The 20,604-nt window shown below is 62.3% G+C and carries 15 protein-coding genes; 9 read left to right on the top strand and 6 right to left on the bottom strand.

The window, feature by feature from the left end; translation table 11 throughout:
* Positions 1 to 32: 32 nt before the first annotated feature.
* The 4 genes from QMX97_RS06915 to QMX97_RS06930 all read left to right on the top strand — a co-directional run bounded on the left by QMX97_RS06915 (position 33) and on the right by QMX97_RS06930 (position 5,147).
* Positions 33 to 1,589 (top strand): altronate dehydratase family protein, encoded by a 1,557-nt coding sequence (locus QMX97_RS06915; protein ID WP_282396572.1) that lies wholly within the window; start codon positions 33 to 35, stop codon positions 1,587 to 1,589.
* A gap of 116 nt (positions 1,590 to 1,705) precedes the next feature.
* A complete protein-coding gene (locus QMX97_RS06920; RefSeq protein ID WP_282396573.1) occupies positions 1,706 to 3,292 on the top strand; it encodes an aldehyde dehydrogenase (NADP(+)) in 1,587 nt (528 codons plus the stop codon).
* Positions 3,293 to 3,456: 164 nt separating this feature from the next.
* Positions 3,457 to 4,995, top strand: coding sequence for a cryptochrome/photolyase family protein (locus tag QMX97_RS06925; RefSeq protein WP_282396574.1), 1,539 nt, complete (start codon positions 3,457 to 3,459; stop codon positions 4,993 to 4,995).
* Entirely contained in the window at positions 4,992 to 5,147 is a 156-nt protein-coding gene (locus QMX97_RS06930) for a DUF2256 domain-containing protein (RefSeq protein WP_083221410.1), read from the top strand. The genes QMX97_RS06925 and QMX97_RS06930 overlap by 4 nt, the downstream gene beginning before the upstream one ends.
* A gap of 15 nt (positions 5,148 to 5,162) precedes the next feature.
* On the opposite strand, the gene QMX97_RS06935 is transcribed toward QMX97_RS06930, so the two are convergent.
* Positions 5,163 to 6,488 (bottom strand): LLM class flavin-dependent oxidoreductase, encoded by a 1,326-nt coding sequence (locus tag QMX97_RS06935; RefSeq protein WP_282396575.1) that lies wholly within the window; start codon positions 6,486 to 6,488, stop codon positions 5,163 to 5,165.
* Between the two features lie 329 nt (positions 6,489 to 6,817).
* Between QMX97_RS06935 and QMX97_RS06940 the strand changes: the two genes are divergently transcribed.
* The 3 genes from QMX97_RS06940 to QMX97_RS06950 are packed head-to-tail and all read left to right on the top strand — an operon-like array spanning position 6,818 to position 12,660.
* Entirely contained in the window at positions 6,818 to 8,374 is a 1,557-nt protein-coding gene (locus QMX97_RS06940; RefSeq protein ID WP_282396576.1) for an efflux transporter outer membrane subunit, read from the top strand.
* Positions 8,375 to 8,403: 29 nt separating this feature from the next.
* Positions 8,404 to 9,600: an efflux RND transporter periplasmic adaptor subunit gene (locus QMX97_RS06945; RefSeq protein ID WP_120448589.1), complete on the top strand. Its 1,197-nt coding sequence runs from the start codon at positions 8,404 to 8,406 to the stop codon at positions 9,598 to 9,600.
* A 9-nt stretch (positions 9,601 to 9,609) separates the two neighbouring features.
* Entirely contained in the window at positions 9,610 to 12,660 is a 3,051-nt protein-coding gene (locus QMX97_RS06950; protein WP_106803872.1) for an efflux RND transporter permease subunit, read from the top strand.
* Positions 12,661 to 12,692: 32 nt separating this feature from the next.
* On the opposite strand, the gene QMX97_RS06955 is transcribed toward QMX97_RS06950, so the two are convergent.
* The 4 genes from QMX97_RS06955 to QMX97_RS06970 form a co-directional block, all read right to left on the bottom strand.
* The gene (locus QMX97_RS06955) at positions 12,693 to 13,991 is read right to left on the bottom strand and encodes an OprD family porin (RefSeq protein WP_282396577.1); all 1,299 of its coding nucleotides are present in this window, start codon (positions 13,989 to 13,991) and stop codon (positions 12,693 to 12,695) included.
* A 79-nt stretch (positions 13,992 to 14,070) separates the two neighbouring features.
* Positions 14,071 to 15,441: an MFS transporter gene (locus QMX97_RS06960; RefSeq protein WP_282396578.1), complete on the bottom strand. Its 1,371-nt coding sequence runs from the start codon at positions 15,439 to 15,441 to the stop codon at positions 14,071 to 14,073.
* A gap of 56 nt (positions 15,442 to 15,497) precedes the next feature.
* Complete coding sequence (locus QMX97_RS06965; protein WP_065905239.1) at positions 15,498 to 16,331, bottom strand: inositol monophosphatase; 834 nt, start codon at positions 16,329 to 16,331, stop codon at positions 15,498 to 15,500.
* Between the two features lie 149 nt (positions 16,332 to 16,480).
* Positions 16,481 to 17,473: a LacI family DNA-binding transcriptional regulator gene (locus tag QMX97_RS06970; RefSeq protein ID WP_282396579.1), complete on the bottom strand. Its 993-nt coding sequence runs from the start codon at positions 17,471 to 17,473 to the stop codon at positions 16,481 to 16,483.
* Between the two features lie 227 nt (positions 17,474 to 17,700).
* Between QMX97_RS06970 and QMX97_RS06975 the strand changes: the two genes are divergently transcribed.
* Entirely contained in the window at positions 17,701 to 18,570 is an 870-nt protein-coding gene (locus tag QMX97_RS06975) for an oxaloacetate decarboxylase (RefSeq protein ID WP_065905235.1), read from the top strand.
* Positions 18,571 to 18,615: 45 nt separating this feature from the next.
* Here QMX97_RS06975 and QMX97_RS06980 read toward each other — a convergent pair whose 3' ends face one another.
* Positions 18,616 to 19,941, bottom strand: a complete 1,326-nt coding sequence (locus QMX97_RS06980) for an LLM class flavin-dependent oxidoreductase (protein ID WP_282396580.1) — start codon at positions 19,939 to 19,941, stop codon at positions 18,616 to 18,618.
* A 117-nt stretch (positions 19,942 to 20,058) separates the two neighbouring features.
* Between QMX97_RS06980 and QMX97_RS06985 the strand changes: the two genes are divergently transcribed.
* Positions 20,059 to 20,472 (top strand): VOC family protein, encoded by a 414-nt coding sequence (locus QMX97_RS06985; protein ID WP_065905231.1) that lies wholly within the window; start codon positions 20,059 to 20,061, stop codon positions 20,470 to 20,472.
* Positions 20,473 to 20,604: the final 132 nt, after the last annotated feature.

Raw genomic sequence — 20,604 nt, forward strand, 5'->3', positions numbered from 1 at the left:
ATAGCGCTCCCTGAAAAACCGAGGCAACCGTCATGCAACTCATAACTACAACAGGCAGCGAGACCGCTGCCAATGCCGTGATCAGACTCAATGTGCTCGACGATGTATTGATCGCGCGGCAACCGCTGATCAAGGGCCTGGAGCTCAAGGCCGAAGGCATCCAGGTACTTGAGCCGGTGCCCTCCGGCCACAAAGTCGCTGCGCGTCATATCGACGTGGGCCAACCCGTGCGCCGCTACGGGCAGATCATCGGCTTCGCGAGCCAGCCAATCGAAGCGGGACAGCATGTGCACGTTCACAACGTCGCAATGGGCGATTTCTCTCGGGACTATGCCTTCGGCGTCGATGCCAAAGGCAGTCCTGTGCCCACCGCAGAGACGTTCATGGGCATCGTGCGCGCCGATGGCCGTGTCGCGACCCGCAACTACATCGGCATTCTGACCTCGGTCAATTGCTCGGCGACGGTGGCGCGTGCGATTGCCGATTACTTCCGCCGCGACATTCATCCTGAAGCGCTGGTCGAGTACCCCAACGTCGATGGTGTCGTTGCACTCACCCACGGCGTTGGCTGCGCAGTCGACCCCGGCGGCGAGGCACTGGCCATGCTGCGCAGGACGCTGGGCGGTTATGCCGTCCACCCCAACTTTGCCTCGGTGCTGCTGATTGGGCTGGGGTGCGAGACCAACCAGATCCCTGAGTTGCTCGCGGCCCAGGGCCTTGAAAGCAGCGATTCGTTGCGCACATTTACCATCCAGGGCACTGGTGGCACCTCCAAGACCATTGCCAGTGGCATTGCTCAAGTGAAGTCGCTGCTGGCCGAAGCCAACCAGGTCAAGCGTGAGCCGGTCAGCGCCAAACACCTGATTATCGGCCTGCAATGCGGTGGTTCGGACGGTTACTCGGGCATCACCGCCAACCCGGCACTGGGCAATGCCGTGGACCGCCTGGTGGCCGCCGGCGGCACCGCGATCCTGTCGGAAACCCCGGAGGTCTACGGCGCCGAGCACTTGCTGACCCGTCGCGCGGTCAGCCAGCAAGTGGGTGAAAAACTCATCGCGCGCATTCATTGGTGGGAAGCCTACTGCAAGCGCATGGATGCCGAGCTGAACAACAATCCGTCGGCGGGCAACAAGGCCGGTGGCCTGACCACCATCCTGGAAAAATCCCTCGGCGCCGTGGCCAAGGCCGGCTCGACCGATCTGGTCGACGTCTACGAATACGCTGAAACCGTCAGGGCCCACGGCCTGGTGTTCATGGACACCCCCGGCTATGACCCGATCTCCGCTACCGGCCAGGTCGCCGGCGGCGCCAATCTGATTGCCTTCACCACGGGGCGCGGATCGGCTTATGGGTGTGCACCCTCGCCGTCGATCAAACTCGCCACCAACAGCCGTCTGTGGGAAACCCAGGAAGAAGACATGGACGTCAACTGCGGCGGGATTGCCGACGGCACCATGACCATTGAGGAGCGCGGCGAATACATCTTTCGCATGATGCTGCGCATCGCCTCAGGCGACAAAAGCAAAAGTGAACAGCATGGCTACGGCCAGAACGAATTCGTGCCCTGGCAGATCGGTGCGATCACTTAAGGCCCTGCATTCACTTCGACACACCGGCTCCCGTCGTCCCGCACGATGCGGAGCCGCTTTATTTTGCCGGTGTCGAGCCTGGCATTTCTCTTCATCCTCCAATCAGGAACCCTGACATGACTCAGATTCTCGGTCAGAACTACATCGGTGGTCAGCGACTTGGCGCGGGCAACGTGCATCTGCACAGTTTCGATGCGACAACCGGCGAAGCCCTCCCGGGCCACTTCATCCAGGCCACACAAGACGAGGTCGACGCGGCGGCCAAGGCGGCCGGCGCCGCCTACCCGATTTACCGCAACCTGCCAGCCGCGCGCCGCGCCGAGTTCCTGGAGGCCATCGCTGACGAGCTGGATGCCCTCGGCGACGATTTCGTCAGCACTGTCTGCCGTGAGACCGCCTTGCCTGCCGGGCGTATCCAGGGTGAGCGTGGCCGCACCAGCGGGCAAATGCGCCTGTTCGCCAAGGTACTGCGGCGAGGCGCCTTCTACGGCGCGCGCATTGACCGCGCCCTGCCGGACCGGGCGCCCCTGCCCCGCCCTGACTTACGCCAGTTCCGGATCGCGGTGGGCCCCGTCGCCGTGTTCGGCGCGAGCAACTTCCCGCTGGCGTTTTCCACTGCCGGTGGCGACACCGCTTCTGCCCTGGCAGCGGGCTGCCCGGTGGTGTTCAAGGCTCACAGCGGCCACATGGCGACCGCTGAATGGGTCGCGGACGCGATCATGCGGGCCGCGCAGCGCACCGGTATGCCCGCCGGCGTGTTCAACATGATCTATGGCGGGGGCGTCGGCGAGTGGCTGGTGAAACATCCCGCCATCCAAGCCGTGGGGTTCACCGGCTCGCTCAAGGGCGGCAATGCGCTGTGCAAGATGGCCGCGCAACGTCCGCAGCCGATTCCGGTGTTTGCCGAGATGTCGAGCATCAACCCGGTGATCATTCTGCCCCAGGCCCTGCAAGTGCGCGGCGAGACCATCGCCAAGGAGCTGGCCGGCTCGGTGACCTTGGGTTGCGGGCAATTCTGTACCAATCCCGGGCTGATCATTGGCCTGCGATCAGCGGATTTCAGCGCCTTCCTGCAACGCTTCACCGCGCAGATGCATGACCAGCCGGCCCAGACGATGCTCAACGCAGGCGCCTTGGCCAACTATGCCAGCGGTCTGCAACACCTGCACGCGCATCCGGGCGTGGAGCACCTGGCGGGCAATCCTCAGCAAGGGAAACAGGCCCAGCCACAATTGTTCAAAGCCGATGTCAGCCTGCTGCTCAACGGTGACGAATTGCTCCAGGAAGAAGTGTTCGGCCCTGCCACCATCGTTATTGAAGTCGCCGACCAGGCACAACTGGTCGCCGCACTCAATGGACTGCGCGGGCAACTGACCGCCACCGTGCTTGGCGAAGCCGATGAGTTGCTCGAATACAGCTGGTTGACCGGCTTGTTGCAGGAGAAAGTCGGACGGATCCTGTTGAACGGCTATCCAACCGGTGTTGAAGTCACCGACACCATGGTGCATGGCGGGCCTTACCCGGCGACATCCGACGCGCGCGGCACGTCGGTGGGAACCTTGGCGATTGATCGCTTCCTGCGTCCTGTCTGCTTCCAGAACTACCCCGACGCCCTCTTGCCCGAAGCGCTTCAAGATGCCAACCCGCTTGGCATTGCGCGCTTGGTCGACGGCGAACACACGCGTGCGGCCCTGGGCAACTAAAGCGAGCGGGGAATAAAAACGCTTCAATAGAGAACCCGACCGCTGTGTCGGGTTTTCTGTTTATGGCGGATTGTCAGTCCATCCCTTTAAGCCTATCGTGTTAAAAACTTATACAAGGACATAGGCTATGTACAACAAATCGCAGTGGTTGGCGATGTTCTGCAATGGATAAGACTCACCGACTGTGCCTCGTCCTGGGCGACCAGTTGTCTTTTGACCTGGCCTCCTTGAAAGCGTTGGATGCCGAACACGACACGGTGTTGCTGGTCGAGGTGATGGAGGAAGCCAGCCACGTGGCCCATCACCCGCAGAAAATCGCACTGATCTTCAGCGCGATGCGCCATTTCGCCCAGGCGCTGCAACAGCGGGGCATCCGCGTGAACTACGTCACCCTCGATGATCCGCACAACAGCGGCTCGGTGCCGGGCGAGTTGCAGCGCTGGCAGTTGCTGCTGCAGCCCGACTCGCTGCATCTGACCGAGTGCGGTGACTGGCGCCTGGAGCAGTCCCTCAAGACATGCGGCTTGGCCATCCAGTGGCATACCGATAGCCGCTTCCTCTGCACCCGGTCCGGATTCTCGTCCTGGGCCGCCGGCAAAAAGCAGCTGCGCATGGAGTTTTTCTACCGTGAGATGCGGCGCAAGAGCGGCCTGCTGGTCAATGGCGACGGCAGTCCGGTGGGCGGCGCCTGGAACTTTGATGCCGACAACCGCAAGGCGCTGCCCAAGCAGGTGAGAGCGCCCTTGCCGATGCGCTTTACCGCAGATGCCATCACCCAGGAGGTGCTGGCGCTGGTGGCGGAAAACTTCACCGAGCATTATGGCGACCTAGGCACCTTTGACTACCCGGTGACCCACGCCGACGCCCAGGCGCTGTGGGAGTATTTCCTCGACTGGGGGCTGGCGGCGTTCGGTGACTACCAGGATGCCATGGCCAGCGATGAACCCTTCCTGTTTCATGCCCGGATCAGCGCCGCACTGAATATCGGCCTGCTGGACCTGCGCCAGGTGTGCCAGGACGTCGAGTCGGCGTATTGGGCGCAGAGGATTCCCCTCAACGCCGCCGAAGGTTTTATCCGCCAACTCATCGGTTGGCGCGAATATGTCCGCGGTGTCTACTGGCTGAAAATGCCGGACTACGCCAGCGGCAATCTGTTTGGCAACAGCAGGCCGCTTCCGGAGTTCTACTGGACGGGCGAGACCCAAATGAACTGCATGCGCCAGGCGATCGGCCAAAGCCTGAAGCATGCCTATGCCCACCATATCCAGCGGCTGATGGTGACCGGCAACTTTGCGCTGCTGGCCGGCATCACGCCGAATCAGATTTGCGACTGGTACCTGGCGATTTACATGGACGCGTTCGACTGGGTCGAGTTGCCCAATACACTGGGCATGGTCATGCACGCGGACGGCGGCTACCTGGGCTCCAAGCCTTATTGCGCGAGTGGCCAATATATAAAACGCATGTCCGACTACTGCGGCAACTGCGCGTACAAGGTCAGCGAAAGCACCACTGACGACGCCTGCCCGTTCAATGCGCTTTACTGGCACTTCCTCATGCGTCACGGCGACCTTCTGCGCAGCAATCCGCGCATGGGCATGGTCTACAAAAACCTCGACCGCATGACTGAGCCCAAACAACAAGCGCTCTGGGACCGCGGCCAGACACTGCTCGCCAGGCTCGATGCCGGGGAGTCGTTGTGAAGAAAAGCGAACTCCCGGTCAAAAAATGCGTGGTCTGCGGATTGGATTTCGCCTGGCGCAAGAAATGGGCGCGCTGTTGGGACGAGGTGCGCTACTGCTCGCAGCGTTGCCGACGACACAAGCCGTCAGCACCGGGCAGCCCGCCCGCCTGAACACCTGTTGGACCGCTAGCCGCCGCGTGCAAACCGAGGAATGTCCAGCCCCAGGTTTTCACGCAGTGTCGTGCCTTCGTACGCCGTGCGGTACACCCCTCGTTCCTGCAACAACGGAATGACGTCCTGGGTGAACCGCTTGAATTGCTCTGGGTGCCCGATATAGAGGTTGAAACCATCCACGGCGCGCGCCTCGAACCACTCGGCCATTTTCCGCGCGACGGTGTCGGCGTTGCCCACGAAGGCACCCGGACGCAGTTGTCGACCAAATTCAACGGCCTGGCGCAAGGTAAAACCCTTATCGCGCGCCTGGTCGGCAATGCGTTTGGCTGCGGTAAAGAAGCTGCTGCGCGCGGCCTCCAGGCTTTCTTGCGGAAACGGCGCATCCAGGTCGTACTGGCTGAAATCATGCCAACCGAAGTTGCGTCCGAACTCCTTCAGGGCGAGTTCAAAACTATGGTCGACGTGATGGTAATGCTGCTCGATTTCACGTGCATGCGCGTCGGTGTCGCCGACATAGACTTCTGCGCCGGGCATCACCAGCAGGTGCTGCGGGTCGCGGCCCAGCCGCGCCGCCCTGCCCTTTACATCCTGGTAAAACGCCTGGCCCTGCTCGATGCTGGCGGCGTGGGTGAAGATCACGTCGGCGGTAGCGGCACCGAGGGCGCGACCTTGCTCCGAATCACCGGCCTGGAAGATCACCGGCTGGCCCTGAGGTGACCGCTGGATGTTCAGCGGGCCAACCACGGAAAAATGCTCGCCCTTGTGGTTCAGGCTGTGCAGTTTGCTTGGGTCGAGGAACTGGCCGGTGGAGCGGTCGCGTACGAAGGCATCGTCTTCATAGGAGTTCCACAACCCTTGCACCACCTGCACGTGTTCAGCGGCGCGGCCGTAGCGGGTGTCGTAATCGTAATGCTCGTCGCGGCTGTAATTGCCGGCAGTGCCGGCGTCGCCGCTGGTGACCACGTTCCAGCCGGCGCGGCCTTTGCTGATCAGGTCCAGCGATGCCAGGCGCCGCGCGACGTTATACGGCGAGTTATAGGAAGTCGTCAGCGTGCCGACCAGGCCTAGATGCCGCGTGCTCACGGCCAGCGCCGATAACAGGGTCAACGGCTCCAGGCGATTGAGGTAATGGGAGGGCGACCCCGGTGTGATGAACTGGCTGTCGACGATAAACATCAAGTCGAACAGCGCCGCCTCTGCCTGGCGCGCGATGTCGATATACCAGTCGACGTTGACACTGGCATCGGCCGGCAGGTGTGGGTCAAGCCACAGGTTGTGGCGCCCGGGCCCACCGCAGCCCATGGTCAGGGCGCCCAGTTTCAGCTGTCTTTTGCTCATGTCCACGTATTCCAGCCCAAGTGACTAAGGGCGCATACAGTGAGCGACTCGCCCCGCCGTGTAAAATAACCACAATGCATAACCTAATTCATTAACAATGCCGAAAGCGCATTTAATGCGCCTGCCGTGCCTGTGCGGCCCCATGCACTGACATTGCGCAGCGCCCGGCACCACCTACACTCATCTGAATCCTGCGACGCCGTGCCCTTGATACCCGGCCGGTCCGTTGCACCTGCACGCAATGCTCGACAAAAAAAGCAGTTAACCAACTGATTAATAGAGTAACTATGAAAGAGCACCCGCGGCAGCGTGTATTCAGACCGCAACAGGTGGCACACCTTCTGGCGCCCTTGAGCCTGCTATGCCTCGCCCTCGCCGGCTGTACGGTCGGGCCGGATTTCGTGCGCCCGGATGCGCCGGCGAATGCCGACTACTCTCGCGAAAAACTCAGCACCACTGCCCAGGCCGATATCGACACCGGGGGCGCGGCGCAGCGGTTGATCGCCGGGATGGATATTCCCGGTCAATGGTGGGCGCTCTTCCGTTCGCCAGCCCTCAATGCCCTAGTTGAAGAGGCCTTGCGTGCCAACCCGGACGTGAGCGCCGCGCAAGCCGCGCTGCGCCAGGCCAACGAGTTGGTGTATGCCGACCAGGCGTCACTGTTTCCCTCGGTCAGTGGCAATGTGCAAAAAGCCCGCGAGAAAGTCTCCGGCGTCACTTCGGGGTTGCCGGAGTCGCCGATTCTCACCGTCAGTTCGGCCTCGTTGAGCGTGTCCTATGCGCCCGATGTGTTTGGCGGTACGCGCCGGCAAATCGAAGCCACCTCGGCGCAGGCCGAGTACCAGCGCTTCCAGCTGGAGGCGACGTACCTGACCTTGACCGCCAATGTGGTCAATACCGCGATCAGCCTGGCGTCGGTGCGAGACCAGATCGCCGTCACCGAGGAAATCATCCGCCTGCAGGGCGGCCAGCTCGACTTGCTGCAAGCCCAGCGGCGCCTGGGCGCCATCAGTGATGCCGACGTGCTCACGCAACAGACCGCGCTGGCACAGTCGCGCGCGACCTTGCCGCCGTTGCAAAAGCAATTGGCGCAGACGCGCAACCAACTGATGGCCTACCTCGGTCGCTTCCCCAATCAGGATCAGGGTGAGCGTTTCAACCTGGCCTCCCTGCAACTGCCGCAGGCACTGCCGGTCAGCCTGCCTTCCGACATGGTCGCGCAGCGGCCGGATGTGCGCTCTGCACAGGCGCAATTGCACCAGGCCAGCGCTGACATTGGTGTGGCCGTGGCCAACCAACTGCCGCAGTTCAGCATCACCGGGTCATTGGGCTCCACGGTGGCGGGCGGCACCAAGCTGTTTTCGTCCGGCTCCGGCGTGTGGAGCCTGGCCGGCTCGATCACTCAGCCACTGTTTGATGCCGGCGCGCTCGAACACCGCAAACGCGCGGCCGTGGCGGCCTATGACGAATCGGCGGCGCGCTATCGCGGCACCGTGCTGACCGCGTTCCAGGACGTGGCCAACGCGCTCCGGGCGCTGGAAGCCGACGCTGACGCACTCAACCAGCAGGTCGTGGCGGAACGCTCCGCGCAAGCCAGCCTGGATCTGGTGCAAGCCCAGTTCCGTCTCGGCGCCGTGGCGTACATCAACCTGCTCAACGCCCAGCAAACCTACCAGAACACTGCGTTGGCACGTGTCAGGGCACAGGCTGCGCGCTACAGCGACACCACGGCGCTGTTCCAGGCACTGGGTGGCGGCTGGTGGAACCGCGCGGATGTGGACCCCGCGACAAAGGGCCGCCCGGATCGCTTCGGCCTGCCGTCGTGGCAGGAAATCATGCCGGCCACGAAAAAGCCTGCGCCCAGCGACTCGGCGCGGTTCGACTGAACTGAATCATTGAAACAGTGAGATTCTCCATGGCTGACGTCCAGACTGCCTCTCCCCTGCCTCCCGAACCCAGCGCACCGGGCAGCCCACGCAAGCGCCGGTTATGGCGGCCGATGCTGATCATGGTCGCGGTGGTGCTGGTGATCGTGGCGATCATTGCCGGGGTGAAATTCGTGCAGATTTCGGCACTGATCGCCCAGTCCAAGGCGCCGTTGCCCGCCGCCGTAGTGACGGCCATGCACGTGCCGTTCAGCGAGTGGCAACCCAGCGTCTCGGCCGTGGGGTCAATGAAGGCGGTTCGCGGCGTGGATGTGACCACCGAGGTCGGCGGTATCGTGCGCACCCTCGGTTTCAAACCTGGCCAAGAGGTACCGGCCCAGGCCCTGTTGGTGCAACTGAATGCCGATTCCGACATCGCGCAACTGCATTCGCTTGAGGCCACGGCCGACCTGGCGGTGATCGTGCTCAAGCGCGACAAAGCCCAACTGGCGGTCAACGCCGTGTCCCAGGCCCAGGTCGACACCGACACCGCCGACCTGAAGGCCAAGCAAGCGGCAGCCGAGCAACAGCGCGCGCTGGTGGCGAAGAAAACCATTCGCGCGCCGTTTGCCGGGCGGATCGGCATTACCAGCGTCAACCCGGGGCAATACCTCAACCCCGGCGACAAAATCGCCACGCTGCAGACGTTCGACCCGATCTACATCGACTTCACCGTGCCGCAAACCCAGCTCGAAGCCATCGCCATCGGCCAACCCGTCGCAGTGACCGCCGACGGCCTGTCCAACCAGACCTTCACCGGGCGCGTCAGCACCATCGATACCCAGTTCGACTCGACCACGCGCAACGTCACCGTCGAAGCGACCGTCGAGAACCCCAGGCAAAGCCTGGTGCCCGGCATGTTCGCCCGCGCCGTCGTGACCTCCGGGACGCCGCAGCGCTACCTCACCGTGCCGCAGACCGCAGTCACCTACAACCCTTACGGCACCACCGTATTCATCGCGACGTCGGCGAAGAACGACAAGGGCGAGGACGTGCTGACGGCGCAGCAGACCTTTATCCAGACCGGGCCGACCCGTGGCGACCAGGTAGCGATCCTGTCCGGCGTGAAGGAAGGCGACCTGTTGATCACCAGCGGCCAGATGAAACTCAAGAATGGCTCGCCGGTGAAGGTCGATAACAGCGCGGCACCGCTCAATGACCCGGCCCCGACTCCCCAAGAACATTAAAGGTGTCCCATGAAGCTTACCGATACCTTTATCCAGCGACCGGTGTGGGCCGTGGTCGTGTCGCTGTTCATCCTGATCCTGGGGCTGCGCTCGATCTTCGAATTGCCGGTCAACCAATGGCCGCGCACCGAAAATACCGTGGTGACCATTACTACCTCCTATTACGGGGCGGACGCGTCCACGGTCGCAGGCTTTATTACCCAGCCGCTGGAGTCGGCGATTGCCCAGGCCCAGGGCATCGACTACCTGGCCTCTTCAAGCATCACCGGGATCTCGACCATCACCGCCACGCTGCGGCTGAACTACGACGCGAGCAAGGCGCTGACCGAGATCAACACCCAGGTCAACTCGGTCAAGAACCAACTGCCGGCCCAGGCCCAGGAACCGGTGCTGACCATTGCCGTCGGGCAGACCACCGATGCGATGTACCTGGGCTTCTACAGTGACACCCTGCCGACCAACAACATCACTGACTACCTGGTGCGCGTGGTCAAGCCCAAGCTGGATTCGATCCAGGGCGTGCAGACCGCCGAAATCCTCGGCGGGCGCCAGTTCGCCCTGCGCGCCTGGCTCGACCCGGACAAACTGGCGGCGCATAACGTCACCGCGCAGGACGTGTCGACGGCCCTGGCCAACAACAACTACCTGTCGGCCGTCGGCTCCACGCGCGGGCAGACCGTGACCGTGGACCTCACCGCCGGCACCGATCTGCACACGGTGGATGAGTTCAAACAGCTGGTGATCAAGCAGAAAGGCGATGCACTGGTGTACCTGGCGGACGTGGCGACAGTCACCCTCGGCGCCGAGAGCTATGACAGCAGCGTGGCATTTTCCGGCAAGCGCTCGGTGTTCATCGGCATCAAGGTAGCCCCCACCGCGAACATCCTCACGGTCGCCGACAGCGTGCGCCAGGCGTTCCCCGAGCTGCAATCGCAACTGCCCACCGGCGTGCGCGGCGACATCGTGTATGACTCCACCGCGTTCATCAACACCTCGATCTACGAGGTGGTGAAGACCCTGGTCGAGGCGATGATCATTGTCTCGGTGGTCATCTACCTGTTCCTCGGCTCTTTCCGGGCGGTGATTGTGCCCCTGGTGGCGATCCCGCTGTCGCTGGTCGGCACCTTCTTCGTCATGTACCTGCTCGGTTACTCGATCAACCTGCTGACCCTGCTCGCGCTGGTGTTGGCGATCGGGCTGGTGGTCGACGACGCAATCATCGTGGTGGAAAACGTCGACCGACATATCAAGGAAGAAGGCAAAGGTGTGCTGGAGGCCGCGTTGGTGGCGGCGCGCGAACTGGGCGGGCCGATCATTGCGATGACGGTGGTGCTGATTGCTGCGTACGTGCCCATCGGCTTGCGCAGCGGCCTGACGGGCGCGCTGTTCAAGGAGTTCTGTTTTTCGCTGGCGGGCGCGGTCACCGTATCGGCCGTGGTGGCGTTGACGCTGTCGCCGATGATGACCTCCAAGCTGTTCAAGACCGGCCAGGAAGAAGGTCGCTTCGCGCGCCGCCTCGATCAGTATTTTGACTGGCTGCGCGGGCGCTATCACCGCGTGCTGTCCGGCGGGCTGGATATCTGGCCGGTGCTGGTGACGTTTGGCTTTGTGCTGTTCCTGCTGGTCGCCGCCAGTGGCATGACCGCCAAGAGCGAGCTGTCGCCGACCGAAGACCAGGGCCTGGTGTTCATGCAGATCAAAGGCCCGCCGACCGCCTCGCCGCAGCAGATGGAGCGGATTGCCGACCAGGCGTTCCAGATCGCCAGCAAAGAGTCCGAGTACGCGCAAATGTTCCAGCTCACCGGCCTGCCGGCGCTCAATCAAGGCCTGGGCGGCGTGCTGCTCAAGACCTGGGATGATCGGACCCGCTCCCAGGCCCAGCTGATTCTGGACCTGCAGCAAAAGTGGAACCAGGTGCCCGGCGCAACCATCGCCGCCTTTCCGTTGCCGTCGCTGCCGGGGGCCCAAGGGTTGCCGGTACAGTTCGTGATCACCACCACTGATTCGGTGGAAAACCTCAATGAGGTCGCGCAAGCGGTGATGGCCGAGGCACAGAAGCAGCAGCTGTTCTGGTTCTCCGACATGGACCTGAAACTCGACAAGCCCCAGGCGCGACTGGTGGTCGACCGGGAAAAAATCGCTGCATTGGGCATGACCCAGGCCGATGTCGGCGCGGCGCTGTCGGCGGCCCTGGGCGGCAACTACGTCAACTACTTCTCCACTGCCGGGCGCTCGTACAAAGTCATTCCCCAGGTGCTGCAGGTCAACCGCCTCAACCCGGAGCAGATTCTCGACTACTACATTCGCACGCCCGCCGGTGCCATGATCCCCGCGCGCACCGTGGCGCACATCGAGACGTCGACGCAGCCGGAGTCGATCAACCACTTCCAGCAACTCAATTCGGCCACGCTTTCCGGCGTGAGTGGCGTGGCCCAGGGCGAACTGCTGGCCAAACTCAATACGATCCTCAACAACGTGGCGCCGTCGGGCTATACCTCCGACTTTTCCGGCGAGTCGCGGCAGTTCATGCAGGAATCCGGTGGCTTCGTCGGGCTGCTGATGTTCTCGATCCTGATCGTCTACCTGGCGCTGGCCTTCCAGTTCGAAAGCTTCCGCGACCCGGTGGTGATCCTGTTCTCGGTGCCACCGGCGCTGTTTGGGGCATTGGCGTTTATCACCATGGGTTACGCCTCGATCAATGTGTACACCCAGGTGGGCCTGGTGACGCTATTGGGGCTGATCACCAAGCACGGGATTCTGATTGTGCAGTTCGCCAACGAACTGCAGCGCGCAGGCCACAGCAAACGTGAGGCCATTGAAGAAGCGGCCGCCGTGCGCCTGCGGCCGATCCTGATGACCACGGCGGCCATGGTCCTGGGCGTGGTGCCGCTGGTCTGGGCCTCCGGCGCCGGGGCTGCGGGTCGACATGACATGGGGCTGGTGATCTTTGCCGGGCTGTCGATCGGCACGCTGTTGACGCTGTTCATGGTGCCGGCGATGTACCTGTTTATCGGTGCCACGCACCATCGAGAGATCGAACAACCGGTGTATGAGAGTTGAGCCAGTGCACAGCCCGCTGTGCACTGGCGTGCTTACAGGATCGAGATCGGGTACTGAACGATCAGGCGGTTCTCGTTGAAGCTGTTGGTGTTACCAAAGCTTCGACGCTGTGTCGCATTGCGCCAGCGCAGGTTCAATGAGCGCAACGGCCCGCTCTGCAGCGTATAGCCCACTTCGGTTTCGCGCCCGCGTTCGCGACCATCACTCACGGCGCCGGCGTGCACATTGCTGCCCTTGATGAACCTGTTCATCAGCGTCAGCCCCGGCACCCCGACGGCCGCAAAGTTGTAGTCATGCCGCACCTGCCAGGAACGCTCGTTGGCCAGGTCGTAACTGGAGCCATAGCTGTCGTTCGCCAGGGTCGCCCCACTGGTGCCGGCGACCCGCTGCAGGCCGGTTTCACCGGTGAGACGTTGCAGGCCGACGTAGAAGGTGTGGCCGCCGGTCTTCAGGGAAAACAGGCCCGACAGCGTGCGGTTGTCCTCGCTGCCGGCCAACGCGGCGCCATCTTGCGTGCCGATGAAATAGCCAATATTGGCACCCAGGCTGATGCTCTCGGTGATCGGCTGGGTGTGCAGCAGCTGGAAGTATTGCTGCTGGTAAACGTCTTCGAGTTGGCCGTACCAAGCCGCAACCACTGTGTGTTCGTGGTTGAACGTATAGTCGCCGCCGATGAAATTGAACGCATCCGATTCGATGCTGTTCCTGCCGTGCAACACCGTGCCGACACTGTTCTGCGACAGCTTCTGCATGCTGGCGTCGTTACGCTGGCTGTTGCCGCGAAATTGACCGCCGTACAGGGTCACGTTGGGGATTTCCCGCGAGGTGATTTGCGCGCCTTCGAGGGTCTGCGGCAGCGAACGGCCATCGTCGGCACGCAGTATCGGCAGGACCGGCATCCACTCGCCGATTTTCAGCTCGGTCTTGGAAAACCGCGCCTTGCCGGCGACAGCCAAGCGGCCAAAGTCATCAGCCGGCCGGTTGCCGTCGTGGGTCGGCAACAACTGCGTGCCGTAAGTGCCCCGGCCGCCGTCCAGCTTGATCGCCAACATGCCCAGCGCGTCCAGGCCAAAGCCGACGGTGCCCGAGGTAAAACCCGACTTCGCATCGAGGATAAAACTTTGTGTCCACTCCGCGGCCTGGCCATGCCCGGTAGACCCCGGCAGGGCTTTGGAGGCGCCGTTATCGACAAAGTCACGGCTCATGTAGAAGTTGCGCAGCACCAGGTTGGCCTTCGCATCCTCGATAAACCCATCGGCCTGCACCAGGCCGGAGAAGCCCAGTGCAATGACCACGACGTTGCTTTTCACACGCTGAAAATTGAGGCTCATTATTATGCTTCCCATTGTTTTTTGAGCGCAGCGATCCCGTCCCCGACCACCGTCGCCGGGGCGGTTTACACAGAAAAGGTCAGGTGTTGGCAGGCAGCGCCGCCAGTGACGAGGGGCGTCGTGGACGCCGTGCCACCCAGGACAACAGGCAGGTCAGCAGCACCGAGCCGATGGCCGCGCCGACCCACAGTTGCGAAAGGGTGTTGAAGTCGTAGAGTTTGATGCCGGTGGCCGACAGCGTGGTGCCACGCTGGATGATGACGCCGGTGAGCATCTCGCCGGCTGCCGCGCCGATGTAGCTGACAATCCCGATCATGCCCAACGCCGCGCCAGCCGCCGCCTTGCCGGCAATATCAACGGCCATCAGGCCGCCGAGGAAGCACAGCAATGCCCCCAGCGAACTGCCGAATATCACCATCGACAGCACGTCCATCCAGTAATGCCCGGCCGGGCCATACAGAAACAACGCCAGGCCCCCTGCGTTCATGACGCCGAAGACCACCGCCAGGCCATGGCGGCGGCCGGCGAAAAAGCGATCGGAGATCAGCCCGCTCAAGCCCGTACCGGCGATCCCGCAGATGCTCGCCACGGAAATCAGCGTGGACGCGGTCAGGGTGTCGTAGTGCTTGGCGTTTTCCAGGAAGAACACGCCCCAGGAGTTGACCGCATAGCGACCGACATACATCAGGCACGAAGCGAGTGCCAGCAGCCAGAGCGCCGGGCTCTTGAGCAATAACCATTGAATCGCCGCAACACTGGTGACGGTGCCTTTGATTTCCAGTGCGGGCTTGGAATTGACCGGTGCAAAGCCTTCGCTTTCCGGCGAGTCGGCCATGAACGCAAACACCAGCACGATGCCGAGCAAGCCCATGGCGGTCGCCAGCCAGTAGCCGTACTGCCATCCCCACGTGACCACGACCGCGGCGACAGCGACATACGTCAGCGCTTCGCCGAGGTTGTGCGCAATCGACCAGAAGCCGTAATAGGTACCCCGCTCCCGGTCGCCATACCAGCGCGCCAGGGACACCACGCATGGCCCGACGCCCATCGACTGCGCCCAGCCATTGATGCCCCAGGCCAGGGTCAGGATCACCGCGTTGGTGGTCAAGCCCATGCAGGCATTCACCAGCGCACTCAGGGCCAGGCCAAGCATCATGAAGCGGCGCACATTGGCATGGTCGGCGAGAAAGCCGTTGACCAATTTACCGATGGCATAGGTGAAGAACAGCGCCGAGCCGATCATCCCCAATTCGCTGGGGCTGAGGATGTCCTGGGACACCAGCGCGGGCTTGACCACGTTGAACGACAACCTGCAGACATAAAACAATGCATAACTGAGTGACATCGACAGCAAGGTTTGCAGGCGGATGCGCCTGAAGAGTTGGGGGTCGATTTCGGGCTCCAGCGCGCGCGCTGGTGCAGCCTTGAGCAAGCTCAATAGAGATTTCATAGCCGACAGTTCCTGTTTTTATTGTGCTGTACGTGCTTTAAAAGGTGCTGCTGCGATCAGGCGTCCAGGGCATTCCCAAGCATCGAGGCGACTTGGGCGTAGACCTGCGGGTTGGCCACCAGCAACGGATTGCCCTCGGTCAGGCCGTGGTTGCGCAGAAAGTCATTGCTCACGCCGCCCGCCTCCTTCACCAGTACCAGCCCGGCGAGGCAGTCCCAGCTGTTGATGTGGGTTTCGTAGTAACCGATCAGCCGGCCTGCGGCGACGTAGGCCACCATCAGCGCGCCCGAACCATTGCGAATGAAGGTACCGCCCTCCTCCAGCAACTGCGCGATAAAGGGAATGAAATGTTGCTTGCCGCGCCGATGGGAGGTGCCTACGCCCATCACGCCATGAGCAATATCGGGCGCCGTGTGCACGCTCAGCCGCTGCTGATTGAGCCAGGCACCTTGGCCGTTGCAGGCATGGAACAACTCGTCGTGCACCGCGTCCGCCACGGCGCCCAACCACGGCTCGCCGTCGACCATCAGGCCGATGGACACGCACCAACTGTGCAGGCCGTTGACGAAACAGCTGGTGCCATCGATGGGATCGACCACCCAGATGCACTGCGCATCAAGGGTCGCGCCGCCTGTCTCTTCCCCCAGGAACCCATCCTGCGGAAACCGCTCGGCCAAGCGCTGCTTGATGTAGGCCTCGGTGTCCTGGTCGACGATGCTGACCAAGTCCTGGAGCTGGTCGCCCTTGTGGCTGACGACCAAGCTGTCGCGCTGCCGGTAAGGCTCGAGTGCGCGCCGCGCGGCTTGCATGGCCAGCTCCTGCGCACAGGCATAACGCTGTTGCAGGTCTTCAGGACTCAGCGGTGTGCAGCGCTGTTGGCTACTTTGCATGGGCTACCCCCTTGTTGGATGTGTGAATTTCAGCGCTTTGCACACGTGTGCAAAGCAAGTGCAAAAAAATGGCGGACCTGCCGCCATTCACACTGAACCGCTTTATAAGGCACGAAAAAAATATTCGTTTCAACATATTTTTAAACTATTTATTCCAACGTACTGCGCCGTTGAATCAACTGCACCGGCACCATGAAAGGCTGCTCCACGGCCGCGTTGAGCGTGGCAGCCACTGCCTGCCGGGCCAAGGCCTCGGGGTCCTGGCGGACGGTGGTCAGGGCGTAGGCATCGTGGCCCGCCTGGGGAATATCGTCAAAACCGACCACCGCCACATCCCGGGCAACCTGCAGGCCCAGCTTGAATCGCAGGGCGTCCATCACCCCCAGGGCCAGCAGATCGGTGGCGCAAAAAATCCCGTCTGGGCGCGTCGGCTGTGCAAACAGGGCCAGCGCGGCGTCCACGCCTGCGGCGTAACCCCCGACGGCCTCGTAATGTTCGGCCAAGGGCGCCAGGCCGGCCTCGGCGACGACCTGGCGAAACCCCTGCAGGCGTTGTCGTGAGCTGTAATTGCCCTCGCTCTGGCCGACGAAGGCCAGGCGGGTCGCGCCGCTGCGCAGCAATTCACGCGCCGCCAACCGGCCCCCTTCGACATGGTCGCTGACCACCAGGTTGGCACCCTGCAGGTGCGCATCGCAATTGATCATGGTCAACGGCACTTGCCGATTCAGGTAGCGCTCCACCTGCTCGCTGGACGCTGCCGCCGAGGTGAGGATCACCCCGGCCACTTGATAGCTCAGCAACTCCTGCATCGAGCGTTCGAGTTGTTCCGGGTCATTGGCGTTCATCAGCAGCGGCATCAAGCCGTGCAGGCTCAAATGGTGGGTCAAGGGCCCCAGCAGGCTCGCGAGGAACGGGTTTTCGAACCCGGCGGTGATGATGCCGACAAAATTGCTGCTGCCCTTGTTCATGGTCCTGGCAATCAGGTTGACCTGGTAACCCAGCGCCTCGGCAGACTTCATCACCCGTTCGCGCATGCGTGGCGACACGCTGGCGCCCGGCGTAAAGGTACGGGAGACGGCAGAGCGTGAAACCCCGGCATGCAGGGCGACGGCTTCGGCGTTGATAATGTCCGGGCTAGGCATGTAGGCAAAGTCGGCCTGAAGGAGAAGGCAGCATTCTGGCAGCGCAAAAACCTGAAGTCGACGGCAACGGCGCAGTTGCTGGCAGGAAAAAACACAGGCTAACCTATGTGCTAGAGGCATAGCCCATTCTCAAACGTCATAATCCTACGTTTTCCTACATGGTAATCTCACATCCCTACCAATAGGCATTGATCGTTTGTCGACAATGGCCCCAACCAGGAAAGATCATGCCAAGAAAGTCACACTCAGCCCTGCGTCGTAATTTCCGTGAATTGCTTGCAACGCCTACGTGCGTTGAAACCGCGTCCGTATTCGACCCGATGTCGGCGCGTATCGCCGCCGACCTGGGTTTTGAGGTGGGTATCCTGGGTGGCTCCGTCGCCTCGTTGCAGGTACTCGCCGCACCCGATTTTGCCTTGATCACGCTGAGTGAATTCGTCGAGCAGGCCACCCGCATCGGCCGCGTCGCCCAGTTGCCGTTTATTGCTGACGCCGACCACGGCTACGGCAATGCCCTGAACGTCATGCGTACCGTCGAAGAACTCGAACGTGCCGGTGTCGCCGCGCTCACCATCGAAGACACGTTGCTGCCCGCGCAATTCGGGCGCAAATCCACCGACCTGATCTCCATCGAGGAAGGCATCGGCAAAGTCAGGGCAGCCCTGGAAGCACGCGTCGATCCGGAATTGGCGATCATCGCCCGCACCAACGCCGGCGTCTTGCCCACCGAAGCCGTGATCGAGCGGACCCTGGCCTATCAAAAGGCCGGTGCGGACGGGATCTGCATGGTCGGTGTCAGCGACTTCGAGCACCTGGAGAAAATCGCCGAAAACCTCACCGTGCCGTTGATGTTGGTGACTTACGGCAACCCCAAGCTCAATGACAGCCAACGCCTGGCAAGCCTCGGTGTACGCGTGGTCGTGGCGGGTCACGGCGCCTACTTTGCTGCAATCAAGGCCACCTACGACAGCCTGCGCGCGCAGCGCCAGTTGACCCACAGCACCTCCAACCTCAGTGCCACCGAACTGACGCACACCTACACGTTGCCGGAAAACTACGTGGCCTGGGCGCAAGAGTTCATGGACGTCAAAGAGTAATACCCGGGCGGAACGAGGGGGTCACCCCCTCCTCCACACCCCGCTTCAGATGAAGAACCGGTTGCCCGGCCGTGGCAATCCCAGGTTCTCGCGCAAGGTTGCCCCTTCATACTCGCGCCGAAAAATCCCCCGCGCCTGCAACTCAGGCACGACGTGGTCGACAAAATCATCGAGCCCGCCCGGCAGCCACGGGAACATCACGTTGAAGCCGTCACTGCCCTCCTCCTCCAGCCATTGCTGCATCTCGTCAGCAATACTCTGGGCGGTGCCCACGAACGACAGGCCGGCATACCCGCCAAGGCGCTGGGCCAATTGACGCACGGTCAGTTGCTCGCGATCGGCCAGGGCCAGCACACGTTCGCGCGAGCTCTGGCTGCCGTTGGTTTCGGGAATTGCCGGCAGGTAGCCGTCCGGGTCGAATTTGGACGCGTCCGTACCCAGCGCAACCGACAGCGAGGCAATTGCGCTCTGCTCATGCACCAGGCTGTCGAGGTGCGCACGAATGCGGCGTGCGTCTTCAAGCGTGTCGCCCACCACCACAAAGGCGCCAGGCAGGATCTTGAGGTGGTCGGGGTTGCGCTGGATCAGGCGCATGCGCCGCTTGATATCGGCATAGAAGGCCTTGCCCTCCTCCAGGTTGCCCGGCGCGACGAAGATCACTTCGGCGGTTTCTGCCGCCAGTTGCCGCCCGGGCTCGGAGGAGCCGGCTTGCACGATCACCGGCCAGCCCTGTACCGGGCGGGCAATGTGCAGCGGGCCGCGCACGTTCAGGTAGCGCCCCTTGTGATCGAGGGTGTGCAGCTTGTCGGGGTCGAAGAACACGCCGCTGTCGGCATCGCGAATAAACGCATCGTCGGCCCAACTGTCCCACAGCCCGGTGACCACGTCGTAGAACTCGCGGGCACGGGCGTAGCGCTGATCATGCGAATAGGCCTCGTCCAGGCCGAAATTCAGCGCGGCATCCGGGTTGGCGGTGGTGACGATATTCCAGCCGGCGCGGCCATTGCTCAGGTGGTCCAGGGAGGCAAAGCGCCGGGCAATGTGGAAGGGTTCGTCATAGGTGGTGGACGCGGTGGCCACCAGCCCGATGTGCTCGGTCGCCTGGCTCAAGGCCGACAACAGCGTGAACGGCTCGAACGAGGTCGCGGTATGGCTGCGCTTGAGTGCCTCGGTGGGCATGTTCAGCAAGGCCAGGTGGTCGGCCATGAAGAAGGCGTCGAACCGACCGCGCTCAAGGGTTTGCGCAAAGCGCTTGAGGTGCGCGAAATTGAAATTGGCGTCACGAAAAGCGCCGGGATAGCGCCAGGCGCCGGTGTGGATACTGGCCGGACGCATGAACGCGCCCAGCTTGAGTTGGCGTTGTGCAGTCATGAAGCACTCCCAGGAAATAGTCCTCCAGCATCGTCCGGCTGGACTTTTGCTGTCCAATAATCAAACGTGCTGGCTTATTCCTTGAAGTACCACCGTGCCCTGTCGTGAGGTTTAGCCATGCAGACCGTTTTTCACTTTGCCTTCAATGTCACCGACTTGGACCGCGCCAGGGCCTTTTACGGCGGCGTGCTCGGTTGCGAGGAAGGCCGCAGCACCGAGACGTGGGTCGATTACGATTTTTTCGGGCACCAGCTGTCATTGCACTTGGGCACACCGTTCAAGACCGAAAACACCGGGCATGTCGGCAAGCACCTGGTGCCGATGCCGCACTTCGGCCTGGCCATGGCCCTGGAAGACTGGCAAGCCACCGCCGAGCGCCTGACCCAAGCTGGCACCGACTTTGTGTTGCAACCGCAAGTACGCTTTGCCGGTGAGCCCGGCGAGCAGTGGACGATGTTTTTCCTCGATCCGTTTGGCAACCCTATCGAGTTCAAGGGGTTCAGGTCGATGAGTGCGCTGTATACGCGTTGAATCGCGTGGGTGAGTCCGCCTACGGTGACGATCCCGCCGATCAACCCGGACTGAATCACCGCCTTGTCCGCTGACATGCCACTGTAGAAAGGAGGATTGACGGCAAGGCGCAACAGCCTGGTTACACGGTTT

The organism is Pseudomonas sp. PS01298, assembly GCF_029959745.1.
Classification (GTDB): domain Bacteria; phylum Pseudomonadota; class Gammaproteobacteria; order Pseudomonadales; family Pseudomonadaceae; genus Aquipseudomonas; species Aquipseudomonas aylmerensis.